The organism is Neorhodopirellula pilleata (assembly GCF_007859915.1).
GTDB classification, from domain to species: domain Bacteria; phylum Planctomycetota; class Planctomycetia; order Pirellulales; family Pirellulaceae; genus Rhodopirellula; species Rhodopirellula pilleata.
In genome coordinates this window covers 75,221-99,956 of record NZ_SJPM01000008.1, presented here as the reverse complement: position 1 = coordinate 99,956, position 24,736 = coordinate 75,221, and the positions used below count along the sequence as shown (strand labels likewise).

Below are 24,736 nucleotides of genomic sequence, written 5' to 3'. Positions count from 1 at the left end.
GGTTTAGAGTGCTTCCCCTTTGGTCACTCGCAAGACTTCGTCGATGCTCGTAACGCCTGCGGTGGCTTTGTCCCATGCGTCCATTCGCAAGGTACGCATGCCTTCGGTCACCGCCACGCGGCGAATGTCCCAACTGCTCGCTCGATTCTGGGCGAGTTCCCGAATCGCTTCGCTGGTCACCATCAACTCGTAGATCCCCAGCCGTCCCGAGTAACCGACGTTGCGACATTCTCGGCAACCGACGGAGCGGTACAGCGGCTTGCCCTGCAAATCATCATAAGGGAAATCCTTGGGCAATTCATCGCGTTCGGGATGATAGGCTTCTTTGCAATGAATACACAACCGGCGCAACAAGCGTTGGGCCATGACGGCCTCCACCGTGCCGGCAACCAAGAACGGCTCGACGCCCATGTCGACCATCCGCGTGTAGGCCCCGGCGGCGTCGTTGGTGTGCAAGGTGCTGAAAACCAAGTGACCGGTCAACGAAGCCTGGGTCGCGTTTTCGGCCGTTTCCAAATCGCGGATTTCTCCCACGAGCACAATGTCAGGGTCGTGTCGCAGGATGCTTCGCAATGATGCCGCGAACGTCAGCCCGATCTTGGTGTGAACTTGAATTTGGTTGATGCCGTCGAGCTGATACTCGACCGGGTCTTCGGTCGTGATGATCTTGTTCTCGGGACTGCGGATTTCCAACAAGCTGCTGTACAGCGTCGTTGTCTTACCACTACCCGTCGGACCGGTGACCAAGATGATCCCGTGCGGCATCCGAATCAATTCGCGGAAACGGTTGTAGATTTCCGCCGACATGCCCAATCCTTGCAAGTCGAACTTCATCGACGACTTATCAAGCACCCGCATGACCAAACCCTCGCCGTGAATCATCGGTATCACGCTCAAGCGGATGTCGACCTCACGTCCGTGAACACGCAGTTTGATTCGGCCGTCTTGCGGCAATCGTTTTTCGGCGATGTTCAATCGTGCCATGATCTTCAAACGGCTGATGATCGCCGCTTGAAAACGGTTGATTTCCGGTGGCACCGGTTGTGGATGCAAGATGCCGTCGATGCGATACCGAATCACCAGTCCATCGGATTGGCTTTCGATGTGAATATCACTTGCCCGCGAATCGACCGCTTCGATCAAGATCTCATTGACCAGACGCACGACGGAAGCTTCCTGAGCCATCTCGCTCAGTTCGCTGCCGTCGGTTTCGATGCCTTCGAGTAATTCGACGTCATCGTCACCGGCCGCAGCCACGAGGCCTTCGACGGTCTCGCTACCGACGCCCAAGTGTTTCTTGACCAAACGGCTGATCTCGGCACGTTCGGCGATCACCGGCGTCACCGTTTTGCCCGTCGCCGCGCAGGCTTCGTCGAGCGGGTACAGATCGAAGGGGTCGGGCGTCGCGACACGCAAACATCCGTCTTGCCAACCGATCGGGAAGAGCGAATGGCGATAAATCAGCTTTTGCGGAAAGCCCTCCAGCGCCGACAAATCGGTTTCCGTCGTCCGCAGATCGACAAAGTCCAAACCGACTTCGTCGGCGATCGCTGACAAGGCATCCCGTGCCGAAACATAACCGAGCGTGACCGCGTTCTCCACGATCGCCGACGCGTCCCCGTTGCGGCTCTGCTGTAACTGTTCGCTGGTCAGCAGACCGCGACGTTGTAGAATTTCACCCGCGTGCATGATCATCGTCCTCGTCCTCCGGAACGTCCGCCACTGCGGTCGGAGTCGCCCCCGCCGCGTCCTGAATCGCCACCGCGACTACCGCCGAAACCGCTCGGTGGACCGCCGCTACCGCCACCGAAGCGGGAGCGGAAAAAGTCGATGCGGCGTTGGATCTCTTCTGGCGATGAACCACCACCGATCGAATTAGAAGAATTCGAATCCCCCGATGAACTCGAGGATGAACCGGAACTCGAGCCCGAATTGCTCGATGCGGTCGACGTTTTCTTGCCGAGAACCGACTCGAGTGCTTGCTGCATGATTTCCGGTTTAACGCTGCCGCCCATCGGAATGATTTCGACGCTTTGTTCTGTTTCCATGCCTTGCAAGTCGAGTGTCTCGACGAGATCGCGAACGGCTTCAAAGTCTTGAGGGGTTGCGGTCACGACCAACGAGTTACTGCGTTCATCGACGGCGACGATGATCTTCGACGCTTCGCTTTTCGGTGTTTCTTCGCCGCCCCCACGTCCACCGCGTCCGCCACGCAAGGCTGCGATGAAATCTTCCGGGCGGGGTTGTCCGCCGCCACCGCCACCACCACCGCGACTGCTTTGTTGTTGATCGGCGGCCTTTTCACCAAAGACCGCTTTGACGATCACGGCGACGTCGGCGGCCTCTTGATAGATGACCGGAATCAATTGCGGCCGGGCGATCGTTTGGATCGTTTCAGGGCTTTCCTCGCGATCGATCTCCGTCAAGACCGTGCGAATGAAGTCCATGTCGGCCGGTGGGGCTTGAATGATCAGGGCATTGAGCCGATTGTCGGGAACGATGTTCACGTTGCCCCGGCTCGTCAGAATCGTTTTACTTTCGGACGCCTCTTCGCCGCCACCGCCCATGCCGAGCAAGCCACCCAGCATTCCGCCGCCGAGCCCGCCCATCACGTTCTCGGCGAGCGAACCGGCCGAGCCACTCGAATCGACACCGCCCAACACACTCGCGACGATCTCCGCAGCCACGTCCGCCTTGAGATACTTCAACCAGAACAACGTCGGTAAGTCGCTGGCAGCAGCATTGGAAGTGCCGAGCGAGCCGATCAATTGCTCGACCAAATCCAATGCTTCTTGGTCGCGTGAGGCAATCACCAGCCCGGCGGGCGTCAGCTGAATGACGACTTCATCTCCGGTGTAATCCTTGGTAACGGGCTGAGTCTCCTCATTCGAGGACTCGGCGTCGTCGCGGTTTGGTTCGTCGCGGCTTGGTTCGTTGCTTGGTTCGTTTTCGAATGGTGCGTCGTTTTGCCAAACGAGGGTCTGTTGGGTGGTTGGCGTGTGAGCCTCCGTATCGATGGAAGGCTGAGGAGAACGATCTCGTTGCGGCGAGCCGGGTTCCTCGGCGGGAGATTCCTTCGAAGGTACGATCAAGCGGAGTTTATTGGACCGTCCCGTCAAAGGCCAAAGGTTTTCGATTTGTTTTAGCGTTTCGATCGCGGACGAGCCGGCATAGGGAAGAATCCGCACGTTGTCACCGAGTCCACCGGCGAGCGGATCGTTTTCGAGTTCGCTAATCAAACGTTTGACGGTATTGATTTGGTCCGATGTGCCCCGCACCCACAATCGTCCCGTCGCGGGGTCGCCGTCGACGACCGGGCCTTTGCCGCTATCGGCTTCGGTAACGCCGAAGAATTTGTTGATCGTCAGCAACGCGTTGGCCGGCTCGAGGCGCTTTAAGTCAATGATCGCAAAATCTTCGCCACTGCCTTCGAGTTCGGAAATCGTCGATTCGATTCGTGCTTGTGTTTCGGGACGCCCCAGTGCCACGATGGCTTGTCGGTTCTCGTCGATCGCCAATCGAACATCCGGCAAGCCGCTGAGCAAAGTCTGCAACACGTCAAACACGCTTTGCAAGTTCGCGACCTTGACCGAATGCGTTTTCAAAACCGGAGCGGCTTGCTCGACCGGTTCGCCTTCATCGGCACCCGGCGGCGGTGTGTCGGCTCGCTCAATGATGCTGGTCAGCAAGTCGAGCTTCGAGGGCGATCCGGTTGCGAATAGCTGATCGCCGTAGATCGAAACGGAGATACGAATTTCGTCATTCGAGTTCATCCCTTGTTCGAGTTGCAACAAAGGCCGGGCGATCTCCAGGACCTCTTCGGCGGCTCGATGTTTCAGGGGGATCTGGATTACCGCGGATTGGGCCATCGAGGCGGCACTCAAAACTTCTTGGATGACTTTCAACTTGCCGATCGTCTCGGTCACGACGACTTGGCGAGCACCCGCGAGCACATTGACGCGTCCCCACGGACCGATAATCTGTCCGAGTTCTTCGCGAGCCTGATCCGGCGAAATTCCACCGAGGGGAAAAACGCAGCGAACGATGTCGCTATTGCCGCGTTGATCAAAGGCCTCCGGAGTGACCAACTCAGCCATTTCGCTGATCAACTTTTCGGCGTTGTCGGCTTCCAAATCGACCAGCAACAACATCCGACCCCGACGAACCACGGCCCAGCCGCGATCGAGCAGCAAGCGATTGATCAAATCAAGGCCCTCGGAGACTGTATAGGTCTTGGTCGGGTCTGAAAAATTGACAGTGCCCGCCGGCGCCGCGTCGATTTGTAGCGACAAATCGGCTTGCTCGGCGAACCAACGCAACACCTCATTCCATGACGCCCCGGCAAAATTGAAACGCAATCCATCGGACGTTGGGGCTGGCGCTGACGCGGGTACTGCATCGGCCGTTGCCGCGGCAGGTGCCGCTTGGGCACTCACCGTTGGGGGTTGCGGGACAACGTCCGAGTTGATTGTCGCCGCACTGGGGGCGGCGTCCGTCGGCCCCTCCGATGGTTTTCCAGATTCTTGCGCCAAAACATCAAGCATGGATGCCATCAGAATTAGCCCCAATAGGAGGGCCGAGCGGCTTGGGCGAGAAATTGCGAGCATGTAGGGTGATGCCGTGAAGATGAGTCGACGTTCAGCCGGAAAGATGAGTCAGTTGGGGAGCGAGGAGACTAGTCTAATTCAACTTTGAGAAATCCCCAGCCAATGGCGGTCAATCAAGTCAGAACCGGTCATCGGGGTCGCCATAGTGTGCAAACCCCGGCGTGGGGCGATGGTTTCGCTCGCTAACGCCTCCCGCAAACCGGTTTTTCGTGACACAATGGGCGATGGTTCGCTTTCGTTTCTCGATCATCTCTAGTCCTATGTCTTCCGCACTCGCTAGCCCACCCTCGGACCCGCCGTTGCGGATCGGTCGTCATATCCTGGCCAGCCGTCTGATCGTGGGGACCGGACGCTACGACACGATGCCGCAAATGCAAGCGTCTCTGGAGGCTTCGGGCAGCGATTGCGTGACCGTGGCGGTCCGCCGAGAACGGCTATACGACAAAACCGGCCAAAACATTCTCGACTTCATCGACCCCACGAAATACATCCTTCTGCCCAACACGGCGGGCTGCTACACGGCCACCGATGCGGTCCGCGCCGCTAAGCTCGGTCGCGAAATCCTGCGGACGCTCGGGAATCCAGGTGCGGATTGGGTGAAATTGGAGGTGCTCGGCGATTCCAAAACCTTGTTGCCCGATCCGGCCGAAACCGTCAAAGCGTGCGAGCAGCTCGCTGCGGACGGCTTCACGGTGCTGTGCTACACAAGCGACTGTCCGGTGACGGCGCTGCGATTGAAGAAAGTCGGGGCCGCCAGCGTGATGCCTGCGGGCAGCCCGATCGGCAGCGGTCAGGGTATTTTGAATCCAGGGAACCTGAAAATCATCTTGGAATATCTCAAAGACGACGATCCCGACTACCCGATCATCATCGACGCGGGCGTGGGAACGGCAAGCGACGTTTCGATCGCCATGGAACTCGGTGCCGATGGCGTTTTGTTGAACACCGCGATCGCTCACGCCCGCGACCCGGTCCGCATGGCCAAGGCGATGAAACACGCCGTGATCGCCGGCTATGAAGCCGCGCTCGCCGGACGGATTCCAAAACGACTCTACGGAACCGCGAGCAGTCCAAGCGAAGGAGTCATCAGCACACGCCCTTACGGTAGCTCGATCGATAACAAGTAGGCTGGGTGGACGAGGCTTTGCGACAAACACCCGGCGTTGCTGGAGTCTTCAAGTTGAAAGAAGCCGGCTCAAGCCTTCGATGACTTGCCGCTCGAGCTGGTCCAATGATCCGTCGTTTTCAATGATTCGCGTGGATCGAGCTTCTTTTTCCGACCACGAGAGTTGACGTCGTTGACGGCGAGTGAGTTCGTCGCTCGTCCATCCGCGCACCGCGAGCAACGCCGCATGGCGATCCGGCGAAATCTTCAAACACCAAACCTCATCGCACCGCGCATCCCATCCGCTCTCGATCAACAACGGCACATCCAAGACAATCAGCTTGAGACGATCATCGTGATCAGCGATTTCGTTAGACTGTTGGATCTGCCTTTCAATCTCGCGACGCGTTCGCGGGTGGAGGATGGACTCGAGTTGCCTCAATCGCCTCACAGATTCCTCGTCGTCACCAAAGACGAGATTGGCGATCGCCGAACGAGATAGCGACGGCTCAGAGCGAGAGGAATCGGGTAGCTGAGGATTGTGTCCCAATATTCCAGCGCCGAATAATGCAACGAGTTCTTCAATGACCTCTGGTTCACCGAGTTGTTCTTTCGCGATCACGTCGGCGTTGATCCAAACCCCGCCACGCGATTGCAAAATCCCCGCCACGGTAGACTTCCCACTACACGGCGGCCCGATAATGCCAAGGATGGGAAGCGGATCTGACGTCATATCGAATTCTACGGTAAGGAGGTGGAATCCGACCCGGCCGTGTTGACGGTGCGGACTCGGTATTTTGCGCCGGGATGTTTGGACGAATCCGGATCGACGAACGTCATCGTTCGAAGCGGTTGCAAAGGCGTGTCACTGTATTGCAACCCTTGAAAGATCGGTCGGCCGAAGGGATTCTTTGGCATATCTGGTACGGTCGCGATCGGTTTGCCATTTCTCTCGATCACGAAATGTGCGATTCCGCTTTCTAAGTCCGCCGTCGCTTCCCAACGAAGCACACCATCCTCGACCGTCAAGTTCGTCGGATCGGGCGGTGGCGTATCGTCATCGATCTGTTCACCTTGAACAAACGACATCCAAGCATGGGCGACGCGTTCGCTCGGCAACCAAATGGCCGCACTCGAGTCGCCTTTAAACTGCGATCGGGGAACGGCTTGAGTAGAGATCTTTTCGGCCAACCAAACCGAATCGGCGGGCATATCGCGGAGCGAGCCGCCTGAATCACGTGGCAAACGAAAACTCAGACAATCGTCGAACCAAGGTATGGCCAAATATCGTTGATCGCCGCATTGATGCGACGTCGCCGGGTCGATGGCGATCCCGATCAAGTTGCCTTGAGCCCTTAGCGGATCGAAGAATCGCTCGACTGCCGGCCACACTCCCGAAAACCTGCCTTTGGTCACCGTGACGCCTTCCTCGGTTCCCAGGTTGATCATGATGGGAACGCTGATCGGTTCGTTCGGCATCGCGATGACTTTGGTCGACGGTCGGTCTTCGCGCGGAATAAAGGTGGGGACGCCCGAACGCAACCACGACGCCGCGACACGTTGAGGATGCAACAACGTCATGATGCCGCACCAATACCCACCACCACTGTGTCCCCACAACGCCCACGGAACCGTTGCCAGCTCGGCATGACCGCTGGCCGAACCGAGATCGTTGAGAGCTTGTTGAAATCGCGTCCCTGAACCATTGCGGGGATCGCACCAACGTTGGCAATCTGCGTCCTGAGGTTGTTCATACGACGGCGACAAAAGCGCGCATTGATGTTTCGTCGCGAGCGATTGCCAGTGCAAGTCATACGCTCCGGTCAGACCTGACCGGCACGAGCCTTCACCGCAACCATGTTGATGAACCAAAACGCCACGCAAGGTTTCGACCGCAGGCGGAATCCAAATCGTGTAATTGACCGGCAGATCAAGCTCGCCCTCCAACGCTGATGCATCGTATCGCACGCGATAATACGGCGGTTCGGCTTCCGGAACGACATCGTACGGCGGTTGCTGGGCCGACAGGATGTCCGGGATCCCCAAGCCGATCATGACGGCGATGAAAACAACCAAACGAAACATGAGGTTTCTCTTGAAAGAGTCAACTAAAAAAGCTGCGAAGATCGAGCGGAAACAATAACGTCCCGGCATTAACTAGTGGGACAACGATCGTTAAAACAGCGACGATTCATCACCCCAGAAACCGTCGTCGTCCTCGTCGCCAAAGGCATCGTCGACTGATGCGGACCATGGGGTCGCGGTCGACTGAGCAGAGTGGGGTTCAGACGAACTCTCCATTTCATTGAGTCGGTTGATGATCATCAATGCGTCAAGAGCGGAAACTTTGCCGTCGCCGTTGACGTCGGCGTAATCCAGCTGCGTCAGGTAACCGCGATCGGCGTTGGCGGTCGGCTCGCCTGATGGATTGCGTTCTTGAGCGTTGAGGTGGTTGATGACCTGCAGCGGATCAACCGCCGTGATCAACCCGTCGCCGTTGACATCAAAAACGATCTCGCCTTGGCCGCGTTGAGGAATGAACTCGCCGTTGAGTCGACCAAAGAACTGGTTGTTGCTCGAATCCGCTCCGAGGACATCCACCGCGAAGCCGCCAAGCAATAAGTTCTCCCCGGCACCCCCGTTGATGGTCGCGGTTTGAGACAGACGATTGGTGACCAAATCGTCGCCGTCGTCGCCGTTGACGGTGACGGATTCGACGTTGGCCGCTTCGATCGGTTCGATCGTGCCTCCGGCCAACTCACCAATCGTGATGCGGTCAGCCATTGCCGTGCCTTGGACCGTCAAGACATCGTTCCCGCCAACGCCCCCGTCAAACGCGATCGCTTGTCGCGAGGACGCGATGCCGTAGGCGATGTCGCTGGTAATCGCGAGCGAATCGCTACCCGATCCGGAACGGACTTCGATCGTTTCGACATCGGACGAGTTCAAAATCGTCGCCGCGTTGATCGACAACACACCCTGTCCGGCGGCGGTAATTCGGTAGCCAAAATTAAGAGCGGCTGTCGCCGCCGAAGCGTCAATGACGACCTTGTCGCCGACGTCTTGGTTGCGAACCTGGGTCTCGTTTCGCTCTCCGTCGGTTCCGATCGCGAATCCTTCGGTGAAGGTGCGAATCGCATTGCCGTTCGTTCCGCCGTCGATCGAAAGCGGTCGAAGGTTGTTTCCGTTGACATTGAAGACGTCGTTGTTGGCACCACCAAAGAGTGACACGGTCGTGGCGGCGAAGACTTCGTTGACGTTGAACGTGTCGTCACCGGCTCCGGCATCGACGGTCAATGTCGATGTCGGGGTGCCGCCTGGACCGGCGGGGTTGTTGGCGTCGCCGATCGTGATCGCGTCGTTGCCTGAGCCGGTCAACACGTTCACTACGGACGAGGCACCGCGATCGTCGATCGTTATCGCATCGGCTTGTTCACCGGTGTTGACCATCAGTGTGGAAGCTTGCCCTGTGGTGGTCACGTTCACCGTGTCGTTGCCGCGTCCGGTCATGATTTGGACATTGCCACCCGCGCCGCTGTTCGCGACCGAAACCGTGTCGTCTCCGGCACCGCTTTGCAGCGTGACAGATGCGTTGTCGGGTGTCGACGCGATGCTAATGGTATCGGCCCCAATACCGGTTTGAATCTCGATCGTTTCGATTCCATCGAAAGTGATCAAACCCGACGCGGTGGCACCGGTGCGTTGGAACGTTGTCGCGGTGAGCGAATAGGTATTCGTCATCGAATCCGACGCGTCACTGATTCGCAATGTGTCGCCGGTCGTGGCGGCACCACCGATCACGTTGATCGCGCCCAAGATGCTACCGAGCGAACCGTTGTTTTCCGGGGCGTCGGAGGCGATGTTGATGACGTCGTTGCCGATCCCGGTATCGATGGTGACCGGGCTACCCGCCGAAGTCGAGCGGATCTGAATCGTGTCGTCGCCGTCACCGGTGGAGATCGAGAAGGCATCGATTTCACCTTCGTAACGAAGCACGTCACCGTTGATCTCGATCGTCGTTGATGTGATCACGACCAAGTCATTGCCAGGTGTACCGACTAAGGCCGTGACACCCCCGTCGGCGTTCCCGCTGACCGTGTTGTTTGCCAAGCTTCCATCGATGTTGGCGAAATGCAATCCGCCGCCGATATTGTTTGCGATCTGCGAACCGCGAACGTTCAGGGTTCCCTGGTTGAACGCAGCGGCGCCAAAATCGGCTTCGTTTCCGTTGAGTTGGACGAATAGCAACGAGGTGATTCCCGCGTTGTTGAACACACCGCCACCGCCCTGATCGGCAGCGGTTCCATTGGCGCGGTTGTTGTTGATTTCGACCGGGTTATTTAGGGTGCCCGTGACGATCAATGTACCATCGCCGTTCCACAATCCACCACCCTCTTGGGCCGCCGTGTTGCCGCTGATGCTGCCTCCGGTGATCGTGACATCGGCGTCATTGCTGATATGTAAACCGCCACCGTTGCCGGGTGCGGTTGCGGAAGGGACGACGCCGGTGATGTTGTTGTCCAAGACGACGTTGGTCAGCGTATTCGTTGTTCCGGCGGTGACTTCAATCCCACCCCCGGCACGGTTGGAACGATTCGATGTGATCGTCGAATCCGTGACGCTAAGCGAGCCCATCGCGTCGTTGAGAATTCCGCCACCGCTACCGGACGTGCCGTCGGCGGTGTTGTTGGTGATCGTCGCGCCGCTGATGTCAAGGACGCCGCCGGCGTTGAAGACACCGCCGCCGCCTTGATCGGACGCGTTGCCGCTCGCCGTGTTCCCTTGGATCGTGGTGCCGACGATGGACATTGAACCTGCGGCACTGTTCCATAGGCCGCCGCCTTCTTGACCGGCGGAGTTGTTTTGGAACGTGCCGCCTTCGACGTGGTTGGTCGTTTGACCAGTCGCGTGAACGCCGCCGCCGTTGATTCCGGCTCGGTTACCATCGTTTGCACCTGGACCGCCAAAGTTCGCGTCCGTGAGCACCAAGATACCCGTCGTGTTCTCGACACCGCCACCGGCGCGGGCAGCCGCGTTGCCCGACAATCTTGCCGAGTCGATGGTCAGTTCGCCGCTGAGATTCAGGATGCCGCCGCCATTGCCCGCGCCATCAGTTGCCACGTTGTCACGGATGACGGTGTTGGCACCGATCACGGTGACGATGCCGCCGTTGTTCAAGATGCCGCCGCCACCATCGTCATTTGTCGTGGCACCGTCGGGATCGAGTGCGATATTGTTCGTGATGTTGACGTTGTCACGGATCGCCAAGACACCTCCGTCGTTGAAGATCCCGCCGCCCCCTTGAGCCTGATTGGCCGCATCGGACGAATTGGCGGTGTTGAACGAAACCGTCACGCCGGAGAGCGACATCGTGCCGGTGGAACTGGCCCACAACCCGCCACCTTCTTGATCGGCGACGTTGTTGGACACACTTCCGCCGTTGATGGTGGTGACGCTCAGACCGGTCGCGTGCAACCCGCCGCCGTTGATGCCGGCGCGGTTTCCGTCGGTGGCCGCAGGGCCGCCCAATGTTACGTTGGTCAAGGATACATTCGCGCGTGTGTTTTCAATTCCACCACCGGCCCGAGCCGCGGTGTTGTTTTGAATCAATCCACCAGTGATCGCAACGGTTCCGCCGACGGTCATCACGCCGCCGCCATTGCCGTTGTTGACGTTCGCGAGATTGCTTGAGATTGTCGCATTGCCGATCGTGACGTTTCCACCATCGTTGAATAGGCCACCGCCGCCTTGGTCATTAGCCGCGTTGCCTTGCGACAGGGCGACGTTCTCGGTGATGGTTGTGCCGTTGATATTCAAGACGCCGGTACTATTCCAGATGCCGCCACCTTCTTGCGGAGTCGTGTTGGCTTGGAAGGTTCCTCCGGTAATGGACACGTTGCTGGTACCGACGGCGAGCAATCCGCCACCGTCGCGGCCGGATTGGTTGGAACTGACGGTCGTGTTGTTGATCGTGACGCTACCGCCAACGGTCATGATACCGCCGCCACTACCCGCATTGGCGGTGGCAATGTTGTTAGTGATTTCTGCGGAACCGATCGTCAGGTTTCCGCCGATGTTGAACACACCGCCGCCGCCTTGATCGCTGGCAGCATTCGCCATCGAGTTTGCCGTGTTCTGGGTAACGATCGTTCCTCCTTGAATGGACATCGCGCCTCCGCCGTTCCACAGACCACCGCCTTCTTGGCCGGCGATGTTGTTTTGGAACAATCCGCCGCTAATCGTCGTGACGCTGTTCGGGCCACCCGCGTGCAGGCCACCGCCGTTGATGCCAGTCGTGTTGCCATCAGCGACGTTTAGGCCTCCGACGGTGACGTCCGTCAGCGTGACGTTGCCATTGAGGTTTTCAATCCCTCCACCGGCGCGAGCGGCTTGGTTGGTTTGAATGTTGGTGTCTTCGATCGTGACGGTTCCGCCGACGGTCATGATACCGCCGCCGTTGCCCAGGTTGGCTGTGGCGACGTTGTTCGAAATCGTTCCCGCATTGATGTTCAGCGTTCCGCCGATGTTGAACACACCGCCACCGCCTTGGTCGTTGCCGGCGTTCGGATTGGGAGCGACGCCGTCACCGGAGTTGGCCGTGTTGTTGATGATTGTGACATCATCGAGAGTCATGGTTCCGGCACCGTTCCACACGCCACCGCCTTCTTGTCCGGCGATGTTGTTTTGGAATGTTCCGCCGTCGATGAGGGTGGTGCTATTAATTCCCGTCGCGTGTAGGCCACCGCCGTTGATGCCGGCGGTGTTGCCTTGGGCGACCATTATTCCGCCGACCGTTTGGTTGCGGATTTCAACCATGCCGTCATTGTTTTCGATACCGCCGCCCGCACGTGCGGCGGCGTTGTTCTGGATCGTGGTATCGACGATCAAGACATTGCCGCCGACGGTCATGACACCGCCACCGTTGCCGCGATTGGTGATCGCGTTGTTGTCGGTGATGATGGCGGCATTGATCGTCAACGTGCCGCCGATGTTGAACACGCCGCCGCCGCCTTGGTCGTTGGCCGCGTTGGGATCGGGAGCGACGCCGTCGCCGGAGTTGGCAGTGTTATTTGTGATGGCGGTCCCGCTGATGGTCATCATGCCACCACCGTTCCACAACCCGCCGCCTTCTTGGCCCGCGGTATTGCCTGTAAACGAGCCGTTGTTGACGGTCGTCTCGCTAGCTGCACCGGCTGCGTGTAAACCACCGCCGTTGATGGTTGCCGTATTGGCGTTCACGGTAACATTGGTCAACGTCACGATGCCATTGTTGTTCTCGATCGCACCACCGGCCCGCGCTGCCGCGTTGTTTGCCAGTGTGATGCTCTCAAGCGTAACGGTTCCGCCGACGGTCATCACACCACCACCGTTGCCCAAATTTTCATTGGCGAGGTTGTTGCTAACCGTCGAGTTGTTTCGGATCGTCAAGTTGCCACCGTTGTTGAATACGCCGCCGCCACCTTGATCGGTCGTTCCTGCGGCGGCTCGGGCGACATTGTTTTCGATGGTGGTGGCGTCGACGACCATGGTCCCCGTGCTGCTGTTCCACAGTCCTCCGCCTTCTTCGGCGGCAAGGTTCCCCGTGATCGTGCTGGTGACGATCGTCACGGTAGCGCCGGCGGACACGTGCAATCCGCCGCCGTTTCCGGGGTTGGCTGCGATGGCGGTGGTCCCACCTCCGTCGACGTCGTTGTTGATCAAGTTCACCGTGGTCAAGATGAGGTTACCCGCGATGATTTCGATCCCGCCGCCGGCGCGGTTGGCCGAGTTGGAATCGATGGTCGTGGTGGTGATGATCACATCGCCGGCGACCGAGAAGATGGCTCCGCCGCTGCCCGAGGTCCCGTCGGCTTCATTGTCTCGCAGCGTCACGCCGGTGATGGTTAAGCCGCCGCCGTTGTTAAAGATCCCTCCACCGCCGTCGTCGGCCGCATCTCCGCCGGCCGTGTTGTTCGAAATGTTGGTGCCATTGACCGACATCACGCCGGTTCCGTTCCACAAGCCGCCGCCTTCGGAGGCGGCAGTGTTGCCGGTGACGGTGCCGCGGACGATTTGCGTGTTGCCGCCTCCGGTGAGGTGCAACCCACCGCCATTGCCAGGAGCCGCCAATGCATCGTTGAGCGTTAGCATCACATCGGTCAATGTCGTCGGGCCGGAACCGTCGGCTATCTCGATCCCGCCGCCCGCTCGGTTGGCATCGTTGTTCGTGATCGTTGAGTTGGTGATCGTCAACGTGCCGAGACTCAAGATTCCGCCGCCGCTGCCTTGACCGACAATCGCGGTATTTCCCGAGATCGTGCCGCCGGTGATGTTGACGGTGGCACCATTATTGTAAAGCCCACCGCCCCCATCGAGCGGCGCGGTGCCGCCGGTGGCGGTGTTGTTTGCGATGGTGACGTTATCGAGCGTCGCGACGGTTGCATTGGCACTGTTAACGAGATGCAGACCGCCACCGATGGTGGCAACATTGTTCCGGATAGTGGCCCCGGTGAGAGTCAAAATTTCTGTCTCAGTCACTTCCAAACCGCGACCGTTGCCGCCGGTGTCAAAGATCGTGCCAGCCGTAATCTGCACGCTGTCGTTTGCGGCCGTTCCACCGTTAATAATCGTCGATGCGGCGTAAGCGGCGTCCAAAGGATTGACCGTCAACGTATCGCCTTGATCGCCTAAATTCACGGTCAACGAATTAGTCGGATTCGGGATGACGGTGTTTTCAAAGGTCGCCCCGTTGTCGATGATTTCGATCTCGCCCGCATTCACACTGTTTTGGAGTGTGGCGTTATTGCTGACCGCATCGGGAAGATTCAGGATCGTATCGGCCGCATTTCCGGCGACGATCGGTTCCAAACCGGTGTAGGTGATGGTCACTCCGTCAAGCACGACGTTGCCGTCTTTCCCGTTAATCCCGACTGTCGTGTAGTTGAGGATCTGAGTAATGGCGGGGTTGGTTTGATTGACAATCGACAGCATGTCGCCTGCGGCAGTGGTCTGTCCACCGCCGTTGAAGCTGATCGGTACCGTGAAACGTCCGCCGTTTTGGTCGACAACTAAGGTGTCATCGCCGCCGGATCCGTTGATTCGAATCTCACCGGTGATACTGGCAATGGGCACCAAGATCGCGTTGGGGCCATCTTGGATCGCACCGGGACCGCCGGTCATCCCATTGACCGGATCGGAAATGCGATAATTGGTTCCGTCGATGACCAGGGTGATTTGGTCATCTTGTGATGAGTCAGAATCCTCGATGATCAGGTTACCACCGGCATCGACTTGAACGTCAAAGTCATCGTTGACAATCGTGCCGACTCCGATCGCATCGGCGAAGGTCACATTTCGACCGCCGGCATTGAGGTTGCTTAAAAGGACGGAGAACGATTCGTCGGCTTCCACTTTCAAATCGCCCGCTACCTCGACTGTGATCGTTTCGGTGGAACCTGCGGTTGTGCTCGCAAATGTACGCGTCGTCGTGGGGATCGCCGTGTAGTCGCCATCGGCCGTTGTCGCCGTGCCGTCAGCGGTTGCGAAATCAAAACTGACCGGACGGTCGACGGCCGCATCCAGCGTGACGGTAAAGGTCAGCATCGTGGAACCTGAATCGGTTTCCGCTTGCATCACATCACTAATGCTCAGCGTCGTCGCGTCGTCGTTGGCGATGGTGCCCGTCGCCGCGCCGGGCGTTCCGACGCGATAGACCGTCGCCGCATCGATCGTCAATGTCACCGTTTCATCAAGCTCGACGATCGTGTCAGATGTCGGATCGATCGTCACCGTCGCCGTGTCGCTGCCGTCGAGAATCGTGACGGTGCCGACACTGCCGGTCATGTTTGCTCCGGTGACGGTGTAATCGTTGTTGATCACGGCAGCGCCGCTGAGCCTGAAGTTCACCGTCAAATCGCCCGCCATGCCGATGCGACTGAACGTGTAGACCAGATTATCCGCACTATCTTCGTCGACATTTGCCGGCGAGACCGCGACGGAAACTTCGTCACCCGCCGTCAAGACCACGTCGTTGCCATCGCCTCCGACGTAGCTGATGGTTGCCGCAAGACCGCTGCCCAGAAAATTCGGGATCGCGTCGCCTTCGGCCAATCCATTGAACGTGCCAATGATCGCATCTGCAGTACCATCATTGTCGATGATTGTGAATTGTTCACCTGCGGTGGGTGCCAGAGCGCCACTCAAACTCAACGTTGCGCCATCGAGATTAACCGTTCCTGTGACAACCAACTGATCGTGCTCCGTTCCCGGCGTCAGCCCTTCGATCGCGATCTCCAGGACATCATCGGTTGAAAATTGCATATCCGCCGCCACCGGCAATTGGCCGACGACATCACCCGGCGACAATCGTCCATTGATCGTTAGTGTATCGGCCGAGATCAAACTGCTCCCTGGGATTCCCGCAGGAGTGATGATCGGCCCCAAGTTCGCGGTCAAGGTGACGTTGTCGTTGAGAGAGGTGACCACACTGCTAATGATCATGCTGCCGGTTGTCGTCACAACAACGCTGTTATCGGCCCGCGCACCGAGATCTAATGGAACCGGGAATGCCAGTGTCCCCAGGATATCGGTCAAGGACAGATCACCCGTATTGTCGACGAACACACCGCCAGCGCCGAAGACCAACGACTGCAACTGACTGCTACGGGATTCGATGGCATCCGTCGGTGTGCCCACTCCCTCAACGCCATTGAGTACGGTCCGCAGGGTGCCGGAGTTTCGGTCGTCGATATCAATATCGGTGGTGCCGTCGGCGTCGACGAGCGCACCGGAATTTGCCCCCACGACGATCAGACTCGACGAACGCAATAGGCTAATAACGATATCGTCGCTTGCCTCAATGGTAAGGTCGCCGCCCCAAGCATCGACGAACGAGCCGTCGGCCATCATCACGCCGCCATTGGTATCGTCATCGTTGTCAGCATCGATCCGCACTTGCGGGGTATCCGCCAAAATGTCGGCAATCGTGATCGTGCTACCAGCTTCGGTATCGATGAAACCGTTGGGCGTGAAGACCACGTTGTTATCGGCCAGAACATCGACTTGGCCGTTTTCGCTGAAGACGGCGGCGTTGATCGTGATATCGCCTCCTGTGGGCGGTGCAATGCCTGTTTCGAGCGAGATGTCTCCACCGTTTGAGTCCACGGTTTCGTTGATGATCAGGTCGCCATCCACGCTGTACAGTTCGATGTCCCCACCGGTAGTCTGCACACCGTCGACGAGACCAATGCCGCCGATCATCAAATCGCCAGTACCCAAGACGAAGAATCCTCCCAAACCGGACGTGCCTTCCAAGTTGGTTGTCTGAATATCGAGCCCGCCACCCGCCCCTGGTGCGCCCACGGTGTCGGTCGCGTTCAGCACCACCGATGACGCCGTCAGGTCGATCAAATTAACATTGCTTGTCGCAATCGAACCACTGCTTGCCGAGATCGAGGCGGATCCGGTGGTCGTCAGTGAACCATCGTCGAACAAGACCGAACCGACATCGATTAGCAGGTCGCCACTACCCAAGTTCGTAACCGTTGATTCGATGACCAACTCGTCTTCGTTGCCACCTGCAATCATCAAATCGGCATCGAAGAAAGAATCCAACCCTTCGACCACGATCGTATCGACACCCGCCCCGCCATGATTGATGGTTAGCGATCCGGTCGGATTAACGAAGGTCACGTTCTCCGCCGCGGTCGAGTCGATGAACGATTGATCGTTCCCCGCAAAGCCATCATCAGACAAAGTGATCGTTTCTGCGACCGCGCTGAAATTGAAAACGATGTCGGTCACGGTGACGATCGAAGTGATCGGCTCGAGCCCAGTGTACGAAATCAATGCTCCATCAATGTCGATCTCGCCATCATTCGCATTGAACGCATTGAAAGTCATCGTCGTCGCCGTGCCATTGACGATCCGCAACGAATCGTTGCCGCCGACTCCGCCGTCGTAGATCAACTCATTTGGTAGATCGCCACCGACTCGATTAATCGTCAATTGGTCATTGCCCACCCCGCCGTTGACCAGAATCTGTCCGGTCACGCTCGCGATCGGTATCGTGACGGTGTTCTGGTTAATTTGGGTTGCACTCGCGCCCGCCGCCAAGAATTGGTTCGACGTGATTCGATAAACACCATTGTCGATAACGATCGTCAACTCGTCATCGCGGTCGAATGAATCGGTAAAGACCAAGTCGCCGCCAACCACGCCGGTTAACTCGCCCACAACCGACGGCGCGAGAACCGTCGTTACATTGACTTGCCGCGATTCGATCACGTCGATCTGAATGTTTGCGTCGGGAGCGCCGGTTGTATTGAGGTACACTCTTGCGGCGCCGACATTCGAGAAGTCCGCGCCCGCACCGTTGATCACATTGAACGACGCGAACGGAAAGAAGATCGGTGTAAACGCACCCATCGTGTCGGGAACATCGGAAACGATCGATGAAGCGTTGCCAGTGTCAGTGAAGACATCGAGCCGCAATCCACCGCTGACCAAAGTGTCGCTTTGAATCTCCAACCGCAGACCAGCGACCTCGCCGTTGCTGAAATCGATCCCGCCCAGACCATCGGGAACGATCGGGAAACTTGCATCAACACCGTCATAGATCAACTCCAGGTCGTGCTCGCTTCCGTCCGTACCACTCAGAGTGGCGACGCCACCGGCGACGTTGAATGTCGCCGTTCCAGTTGTGGTGAACCGATTGAAGTCAAGGTCTCGTGAGTCACCGATGATGGTTCCACCCGAATTGAGTGCTGGTGAGTTTCGACCAATTCCGATCGAGAATCCGGAAAGCGTGGCGGGCACACCTGCTTGTCCCACTGAAAAATCGTCAATCAACGCGACTTGAACGCCAGCATCATCAGCGATCAGAACACCGGTATCGCTCGGAAGGACCACGCCCTCGAGCGGCGTGCCTGCCGCGTCTTGGATCCCGCCGAATGCTGGTGAAAACGACAACACATACAGCCCGTCGTCGGTCGCTGCGGCGGTGCCGGGGACGTCGTCATCCGCTCCGTCAAGATTCTCAAACCGATAAGCGCCATCGGCCCCCGTCGTGATCGTGCCAACAAGCGTCTCGCCAGGATCGACTTGGCCGTTGGGATTCACGTCATCTAAGTACAACGACACCATCACATTCTGCAGGCGAGTCTCCGAAGCGTCCGCCACGCCATCGTTGCTGGTGTCGATGAATGCGAGCCCCTCGATCACCGCCAAGTCGCCGGCGAGCATCTCACGTTTCTCAAACGCCTGAATCGACAATCGCCTTCGCGATGACTTTTTGCGACGTGCGGACGATTGGAAATGACGCGACCAGCGAGACAGGGACATGTTGACGCCTTGAACGAAACACGAGAGCACAAAAACGGCCTTGCAGAGGGGGCCCCCCCAGCACGACACAGTTAAACTGAGCAAACTACGTAAAGCAAGCCTCGGAGGACGCGTTGGCCCGAATGTTCGACAAATCGTTTCAATCCTCAGAATCGGCTTTGTCGAGGTAGCCCTTTGGTCAGGTCGACCGGAAACCGACCTTCAAAATCCGCTTGGCGGGTTTCAAGATTGCGGGTGAGAGCACTGCCCCTCTGGCTTTGATCGGTTACACTGATGCGTCGACCGTTCGCGTTCTTTTTGCCATCCGAGGCGTCTGTTTTGTTGACTAGGGAAAGCACTTATCATCAAGGCCAAATGGTCGTTCCCGGATATCGCCTCGTCCGGCGTTTGGGGAATGGTTTTTCCGGTGAGGTGTGGGCCGCACGTGGCGCCGGCGGGACCTCGGTGGCGGTCAAAATTGTCGAACTGAGCAAAATCGGTGGCCGCAAAGAACTACAAGCCCTTCGCACGATTCGCAATGTCCGGCATCCGAACCTTTGCGAGATTCACGCTTTTTGGGTCAAAGACGCAGAGGGACGGTTGCTTGAAGACGGCGAAAGCGAAGCGATCATTCCCGTCGACGGATCGTTGGAACTCGGAGAATTAACGGACCAACTACCCGATCCGATCGATACCGCCGAAACGAGTCTGGGCGGGTCATCAGTGGCATCGGTGGAGGCGTCCAACGCCGATGATTGCGACGAAGATATCTTTGCTTCGACGGATTTACATTCCACCACCGCGGTACCCTTAGTCGGACTTGGAAACGCGGACGACACCGAACGCAACAATGTCGATTTAGTGGCGACGCAAGAGTCGGGTTTGGTTTCTGATCCAAACGGAACTCAGGCGTTGGAGTTTTCGGAGCAATCGGGAAGCGTCTCTGGTTCGGCGAAGAGATCCGAGTCCGCAAAAACCTCTGGTCACCTCAGGACGTCGGCGGTCCGCCGGGCCGCCGCCGAACACCTGATCATCGTGATGAGTTTGGGTGACCAAACGCTTCAAGACCGTTTGATCGAGGTTCGTGCCGCGCAGGGACTGAATCAAAAGAACAAAGAAGACCGAAAGGTTCCCTTCGGTCTCGAAGCCGCTGAATCGATCCGTTACATCCGCTCGGCGGCCTTGGCGATCGACTTGCTGATGAAAAAACACAGCATCATGCACGGCGACATCAAACCGCAAAACATCTTGCTCGTCGGTGAAGAGGCTCAGGTCTGCGACTTCGGTCTAGCCAATAAGCTCGAGTCGGACATTCGTCAGACCCAACACCCGTTTGTTTCGCCCGCTTACGGTCCGCCCGAGATGCTCGACGGTACCGGCTACAGCAAATCAGCCGACCAATACGCGTTGGCGGTGACCTACTACGAACTCCGAACCGGTATCTTGCCCTTCAATGCGAGCACGCGTACCAGCATTATGAAAGCCAAGGCGTGCGAGGAGTTCGAAATGAACTTACTCACGCCCGCCGAACGAGTCGTGTTGCGAAAAGCGATGCGAGCGGATCCGATGAATCGTTATCCGTCGTGCACCGATTTCGCCAACGAGTTGGCGTTGGCCGCCGGCGTCGACACTCCGGCCGGTCGCAGTTGGAAATGGGCCGCCGCCTCGGTCGTGCTCGCGATCTTGCTCGGCACGGCGGCGGTGATTTGGTTTCGTCCGGACGACTCGGCTCGGATTCGCCAAACTCACGAGCAAGCCGTCGCTCTGTTGCAATCGGATGCGTCAACGACCAAATACGACAGCTTGGAGAACCCTTTCCGCACCGCCCTCAACCTTCTCATCAGGAACTATCCCGGTGACGATCACGAAACCGCCCAGGACTACCAGCGATCGGCGCTCGATGCGTCGTTGGTGCTGACCAAGGCTATGTCCGAGGTCTTGACAAGTTCCGTTTGGGAGAACACCGCGCGCGTGCAAATCGAAGAGGCCGTCAGCGGAGATCTACGCAAGATCCATGCGGTCGTCCGAGCGGATGACGATGGTTTGGTTGGATCGGACAATGAAGTTGCTCCGACGGTGCGAATGCGATTGGACATCGTCCGTTTGGCAATGTTTCATTTGGACATCAAGATCGACGATGAATCCGCAATGTCCGGGTTGGATTCGATCGATATCGTGCGCAAACGAGTCCGCGAAAAATTAGTCGATGGGACGATCGTCGGCGATGATCGGCCGTCGGCTAGCATTTTGCTTGCGCTCTCGAGTGACCCCTTGGTTGCCTCGAATCCACAACCCCTATTGAGCGACATCGCTCGGGCCGAGCGAGAATTGCGAGACACTCCAAATGTTCCCATTGCGGCATGGCTTGAAGATCGATGGTCCATGATGCGCGAAGGTGATCAAGGATTCATTCGAACGCTAGCTGACGCTTTTCAAAATGCATCATTGTCTGCGGAGGACCGACGCTTGGTGGCCGTCACTTGGCCAGAGATTATGCTCGAATCCGAGGCCGGTCAGATGCAAGAGATTTTCTTGCGTCAGCAATGGGACACGTTTCAAAAGCAGGTTCAGTCCCACCGCAACGAAGGTAAATTCGAATCGCTCGAGCCAGGCTCGCTCCGCCAACGTTGGGATCTCTTGGTGCATTTGGTCGACGGTCTCGAGCAATCAAAAATCGGTCCCGAAGGTTTAGCGACCCTGATTCAGGCAATCGACGAACAGTCGCCAAAGGCAGGAAATTCCGCCACCGCTCTTTTGAATGAAGGTGTTACCGGCTGGATCGGGGAGCTAGCTCGTCGTGTCATCGGATCGCCGCACGAACAACTCGATCCTGATCAAGTCGAGCGGTTCTTTCAAGCCGGTGACGCCCTGTGCCAACGACGTGGCCGATCGCTACCCGATGACATGCACCGGCTTGTCCTGCTCAGCGATCTGCAAGCGGGAGGGGAAGTGGTGGTTAGTGATCGACACAGGCTGTCGCGCACCCGGTTGCTTCAAGCTAACGACTCGCTTGCCGTCTTGACTGAGTTGGATCGCGCGGGGCTTCAAGGTTCGCGTCTTGGAAAAACGGAGGCGAATCGGTTTGTGCAGATCATGCGATCTTCGCCTGCGCCGTCGGGATTAAACAATACGTTCGGTAATGTTTTCAAACAACACATATTAGCCGCCATCGAGTGGCACCGAGGTGATACCGAACTCGCGATTCAAAATTGGGGCAAAATGTTGAATCGGCCGGCCCCGTCAATCCAAACCTTGGGACCGACCCGCGCCGCTTGGATCGCCGAAACATCGATCGATTTCGTTCATCAAAAACTCAACACCGCAAGCGCCACTTTCTTTGTGCGGCCGGCAAACGAACTGCGAATCGATTCTGACCTCATCAAGCAGATTTCGGATTGGCACGATGCCGCATCAGAAAAGGGCGATCGGCCCAGGCGATCGGCAACCCTTCAGTGGCTTGAGTTAGCAACCGATGCCTTCCGTGCCGGCGATCAATGGGACCCGGACCCGACGACTCGAGCCGAACTCGATCGCGAGATCCAAAGGTTGTTGGCCGATCCGATCCCGGCTTCGTTGACTCCCACAGAACGTTTGATCGTGCGTTTGACATTCGAGGCCAACGCGGAACGGGACACCGCCAAACCAGTCTCTCGCACTGGCTCATTCGTGTTAATGCTCGACGACGCGGGCGAGCAAAACGCGAAATCGAAAACATGGATTGATGCCGTGACCGCGCCGACCTTGTTTGATTGGTTCAGTCAAGTCCAACGAGATCTCGAGCAGTCGACCGGATGGCGGACACCCGATGGCGTGTCGACGGCCACGTTAAACCGATTGGTCATGCATACTCTGGAATACAGTGAAGTGAGTTTTTTGGGAGATCAACTCGCGGTCCTCTCGCAAAAATCGACGTCGGGTAAAAATAAACCGGGTGAAACAATTCTTTTCGAGATCAAAGAGTTCTGTCACGCGACGTTGGCCAATGAGGTTCGCAAAGAGGTGCCCGAAGACGCTTTCGAAGACCATTGGTTACAAGCGGCGGGCGAGTTGATGGACGGTGTGGCCGAAGTGAGTGCCATCTGGACTACCGATCGGTTGGATCAATTGAGATTCTATATCGAGCGGGCACGTCTGGCCGATCCGAACAGCCTCGAGGTTGCGATCAAAGACGCGTTTGCCGACTATTTCGCGGCCCTTGCGGCGGGCGATGTGTCCAAGATGGAAGTCGCGGCAACCAAATTAGGCGACGTGATCGAACTTGGACGTGAGCAAAAGCCGTCGGTGGAGCTTTATAACGCTTGTTGGCGGCACGCAAATTTGTTGGTCGGCCTAGCCGATAAACAACCGAAGAACAACAAGAAAGCGACGTTGCTACAGGCGTACCGAAGCGCTCAATTCGCAACCGAACTGATCCGCCGTTTGCCGCGACAAACCGTATCCAATCATGCATGGTTGGCCAAAGGAAATGCGGCCGAAGACCTAGCCTATTTTTGCCCCTGGGACGACAAGGAAGACCACCGAAAGTATTTCGACGAAGCCGTTGCGGCGTTCGAAGAAGCGGTTAACGAAACCAGGGAGTCCAATCCCCTCAAGGCGACATATTCATTGGCAAGGTGTTTGTTTCGCTCCTATTTGATCGATCCTCAACGAAACGACGATCTAAGTGAAGCGAACAGGGTTCTCAATGAGTTGGCGTCCCGAAACGTGACCGGTTCGCTAAGCGATCAGTTGGAGTTTTTCGTTTGGTCGTCCGCTGTCCGGCTGGCGATGGGTGACCGCGACGGCGCGTTCAAAAATGCCGAGCGGGCACGAGAACTGGCCGAAAGCTCAACGACCTCCGCGATTCAACGAGACGAAATCAAGTTCCTCTACGCAAACTTATTGGGTCAAGAAGAAAGTCGGGCGAAGCGTTTCGAGGCGAAAGAGCTTCTTGATTCGATTCAGTTCAACGAAAGCCCCAAGACGGCGTGGAAGGCATTCGTGCTGACCACCGAAATTCTGCATACAACCGGCGCGGATAAAGAGCTGAATGAACGGATACTAGGATCTCAGCGGGAGCTTTGGGCGACCGGTTGGAAAGTCGATGGCGATGCAATACTCGTTCATGCAGCCAAACTTGCGTACTGGATTCGGTCGGCAGCGCAGGAAGGCGTTTTGAATGAAGGAGAACCGTTGGTCAACGCAACGGATGCCGACCAAACCATCCGCCAACTTCTGGACACACTCAACGCGGTCGTTGGAGAAACCTCGCTGCCTGCGGAATCAAAAACACTTCTCCGTTTGATTCCACTCTACGGCGAACGGACCGACGGCTTCGCCGACTGGCTGCACAATTACCTGGATGTTTTGGTGTCGATCCGCGCGCCTTCAAGTGATCTCTCCGCAGCCTTCAACGATGCAAGGCTCGCCTTGCTCAACACCTTTGCCATTTTGCTTTATCCGATGACGCCCGAGGAGAATCAAGCATTCGATGAGATCTCCAACAACGAGTTCCCTCAAATCGTCGATGCCGATCGTGAACGACTAAAGGAACAACTAACAATTCTGAAGAACTCCATTGGGTTCAATGAATTGCAAACTGAAGATTACGAAACGATTTTAAGAACGCTGCCCGCGCCATAAACACATTTTAGCTTTCCGATTCGGGTATCCTTACTGCGGTTAACAGTTTCATGAACGACGATATGACCATCGCACGAAAACTTCGTTGGATTGCAAGTGAGCT

At 57.4% G+C, this 24,736-nt stretch carries 7 protein-coding genes; 2 read left to right on the top strand and 5 right to left on the bottom strand.

The window, feature by feature from the left end:
* Positions 1–3 precede the first annotated feature (3 nt).
* Both Pla100_RS18320 and Pla100_RS18315 read right to left on the bottom strand, forming a co-directional pair.
* The gene (locus tag Pla100_RS18320) at positions 4–1,695 is read right to left on the bottom strand and encodes a GspE/PulE family protein (protein WP_146579145.1); all 1,692 of its coding nucleotides are present in this window, start codon (positions 1,693–1,695) and stop codon (positions 4–6) included.
* Positions 1,692–4,553 carry a secretin N-terminal domain-containing protein gene (locus Pla100_RS18315; RefSeq protein ID WP_315853483.1) on the bottom strand — a complete coding sequence of 954 codons (2,862 nt, stop codon included), beginning with the start codon at positions 4,551–4,553 and terminating at the stop codon, positions 1,692–1,694. Before Pla100_RS18315 ends, Pla100_RS18320 begins: the two co-directional genes overlap by 4 nt.
* Positions 4,554–4,867: 314 nt before the next feature.
* On the opposite strand from Pla100_RS18315, the gene Pla100_RS18310 reads away from it, so the two are divergent.
* A complete protein-coding gene (locus Pla100_RS18310) occupies positions 4,868–5,734 on the top strand; it encodes a thiazole synthase (RefSeq protein WP_146579144.1) in 867 nt (288 codons plus the stop codon).
* A gap of 48 nt (positions 5,735–5,782) precedes the next feature.
* Here the strand turns inward: Pla100_RS18310 and coaE are convergent, their stop codons facing one another.
* The 3 genes from coaE to Pla100_RS18295 form a co-directional block, all read right to left on the bottom strand.
* Entirely contained in the window at positions 5,783–6,445 is a 663-nt protein-coding gene (coaE, locus tag Pla100_RS18305; protein ID WP_146579143.1) for a dephospho-CoA kinase, read from the bottom strand.
* 8 nt (positions 6,446–6,453) lie between these two features.
* Entirely contained in the window at positions 6,454–7,797 is a 1,344-nt protein-coding gene (locus Pla100_RS18300; RefSeq protein ID WP_197168053.1) for a hypothetical protein, read from the bottom strand.
* 90 nt (positions 7,798–7,887) lie between these two features.
* On the bottom strand, positions 7,888–19,032 hold the full coding sequence (locus Pla100_RS18295; protein WP_146579142.1) for a dockerin type I domain-containing protein: 11,145 nt from the start codon (positions 19,030–19,032) through the stop codon (positions 7,888–7,890).
* A gap of 273 nt (positions 19,033–19,305) precedes the next feature.
* Between Pla100_RS18295 and Pla100_RS18290 the strand changes: the two genes are divergently transcribed.
* Positions 19,306–24,633, top strand: a complete 5,328-nt coding sequence (locus Pla100_RS18290) for a protein kinase domain-containing protein (protein ID WP_146579141.1) — start codon at positions 19,306–19,308, stop codon at positions 24,631–24,633.
* Positions 24,634–24,736 lie beyond the last annotated feature (103 nt).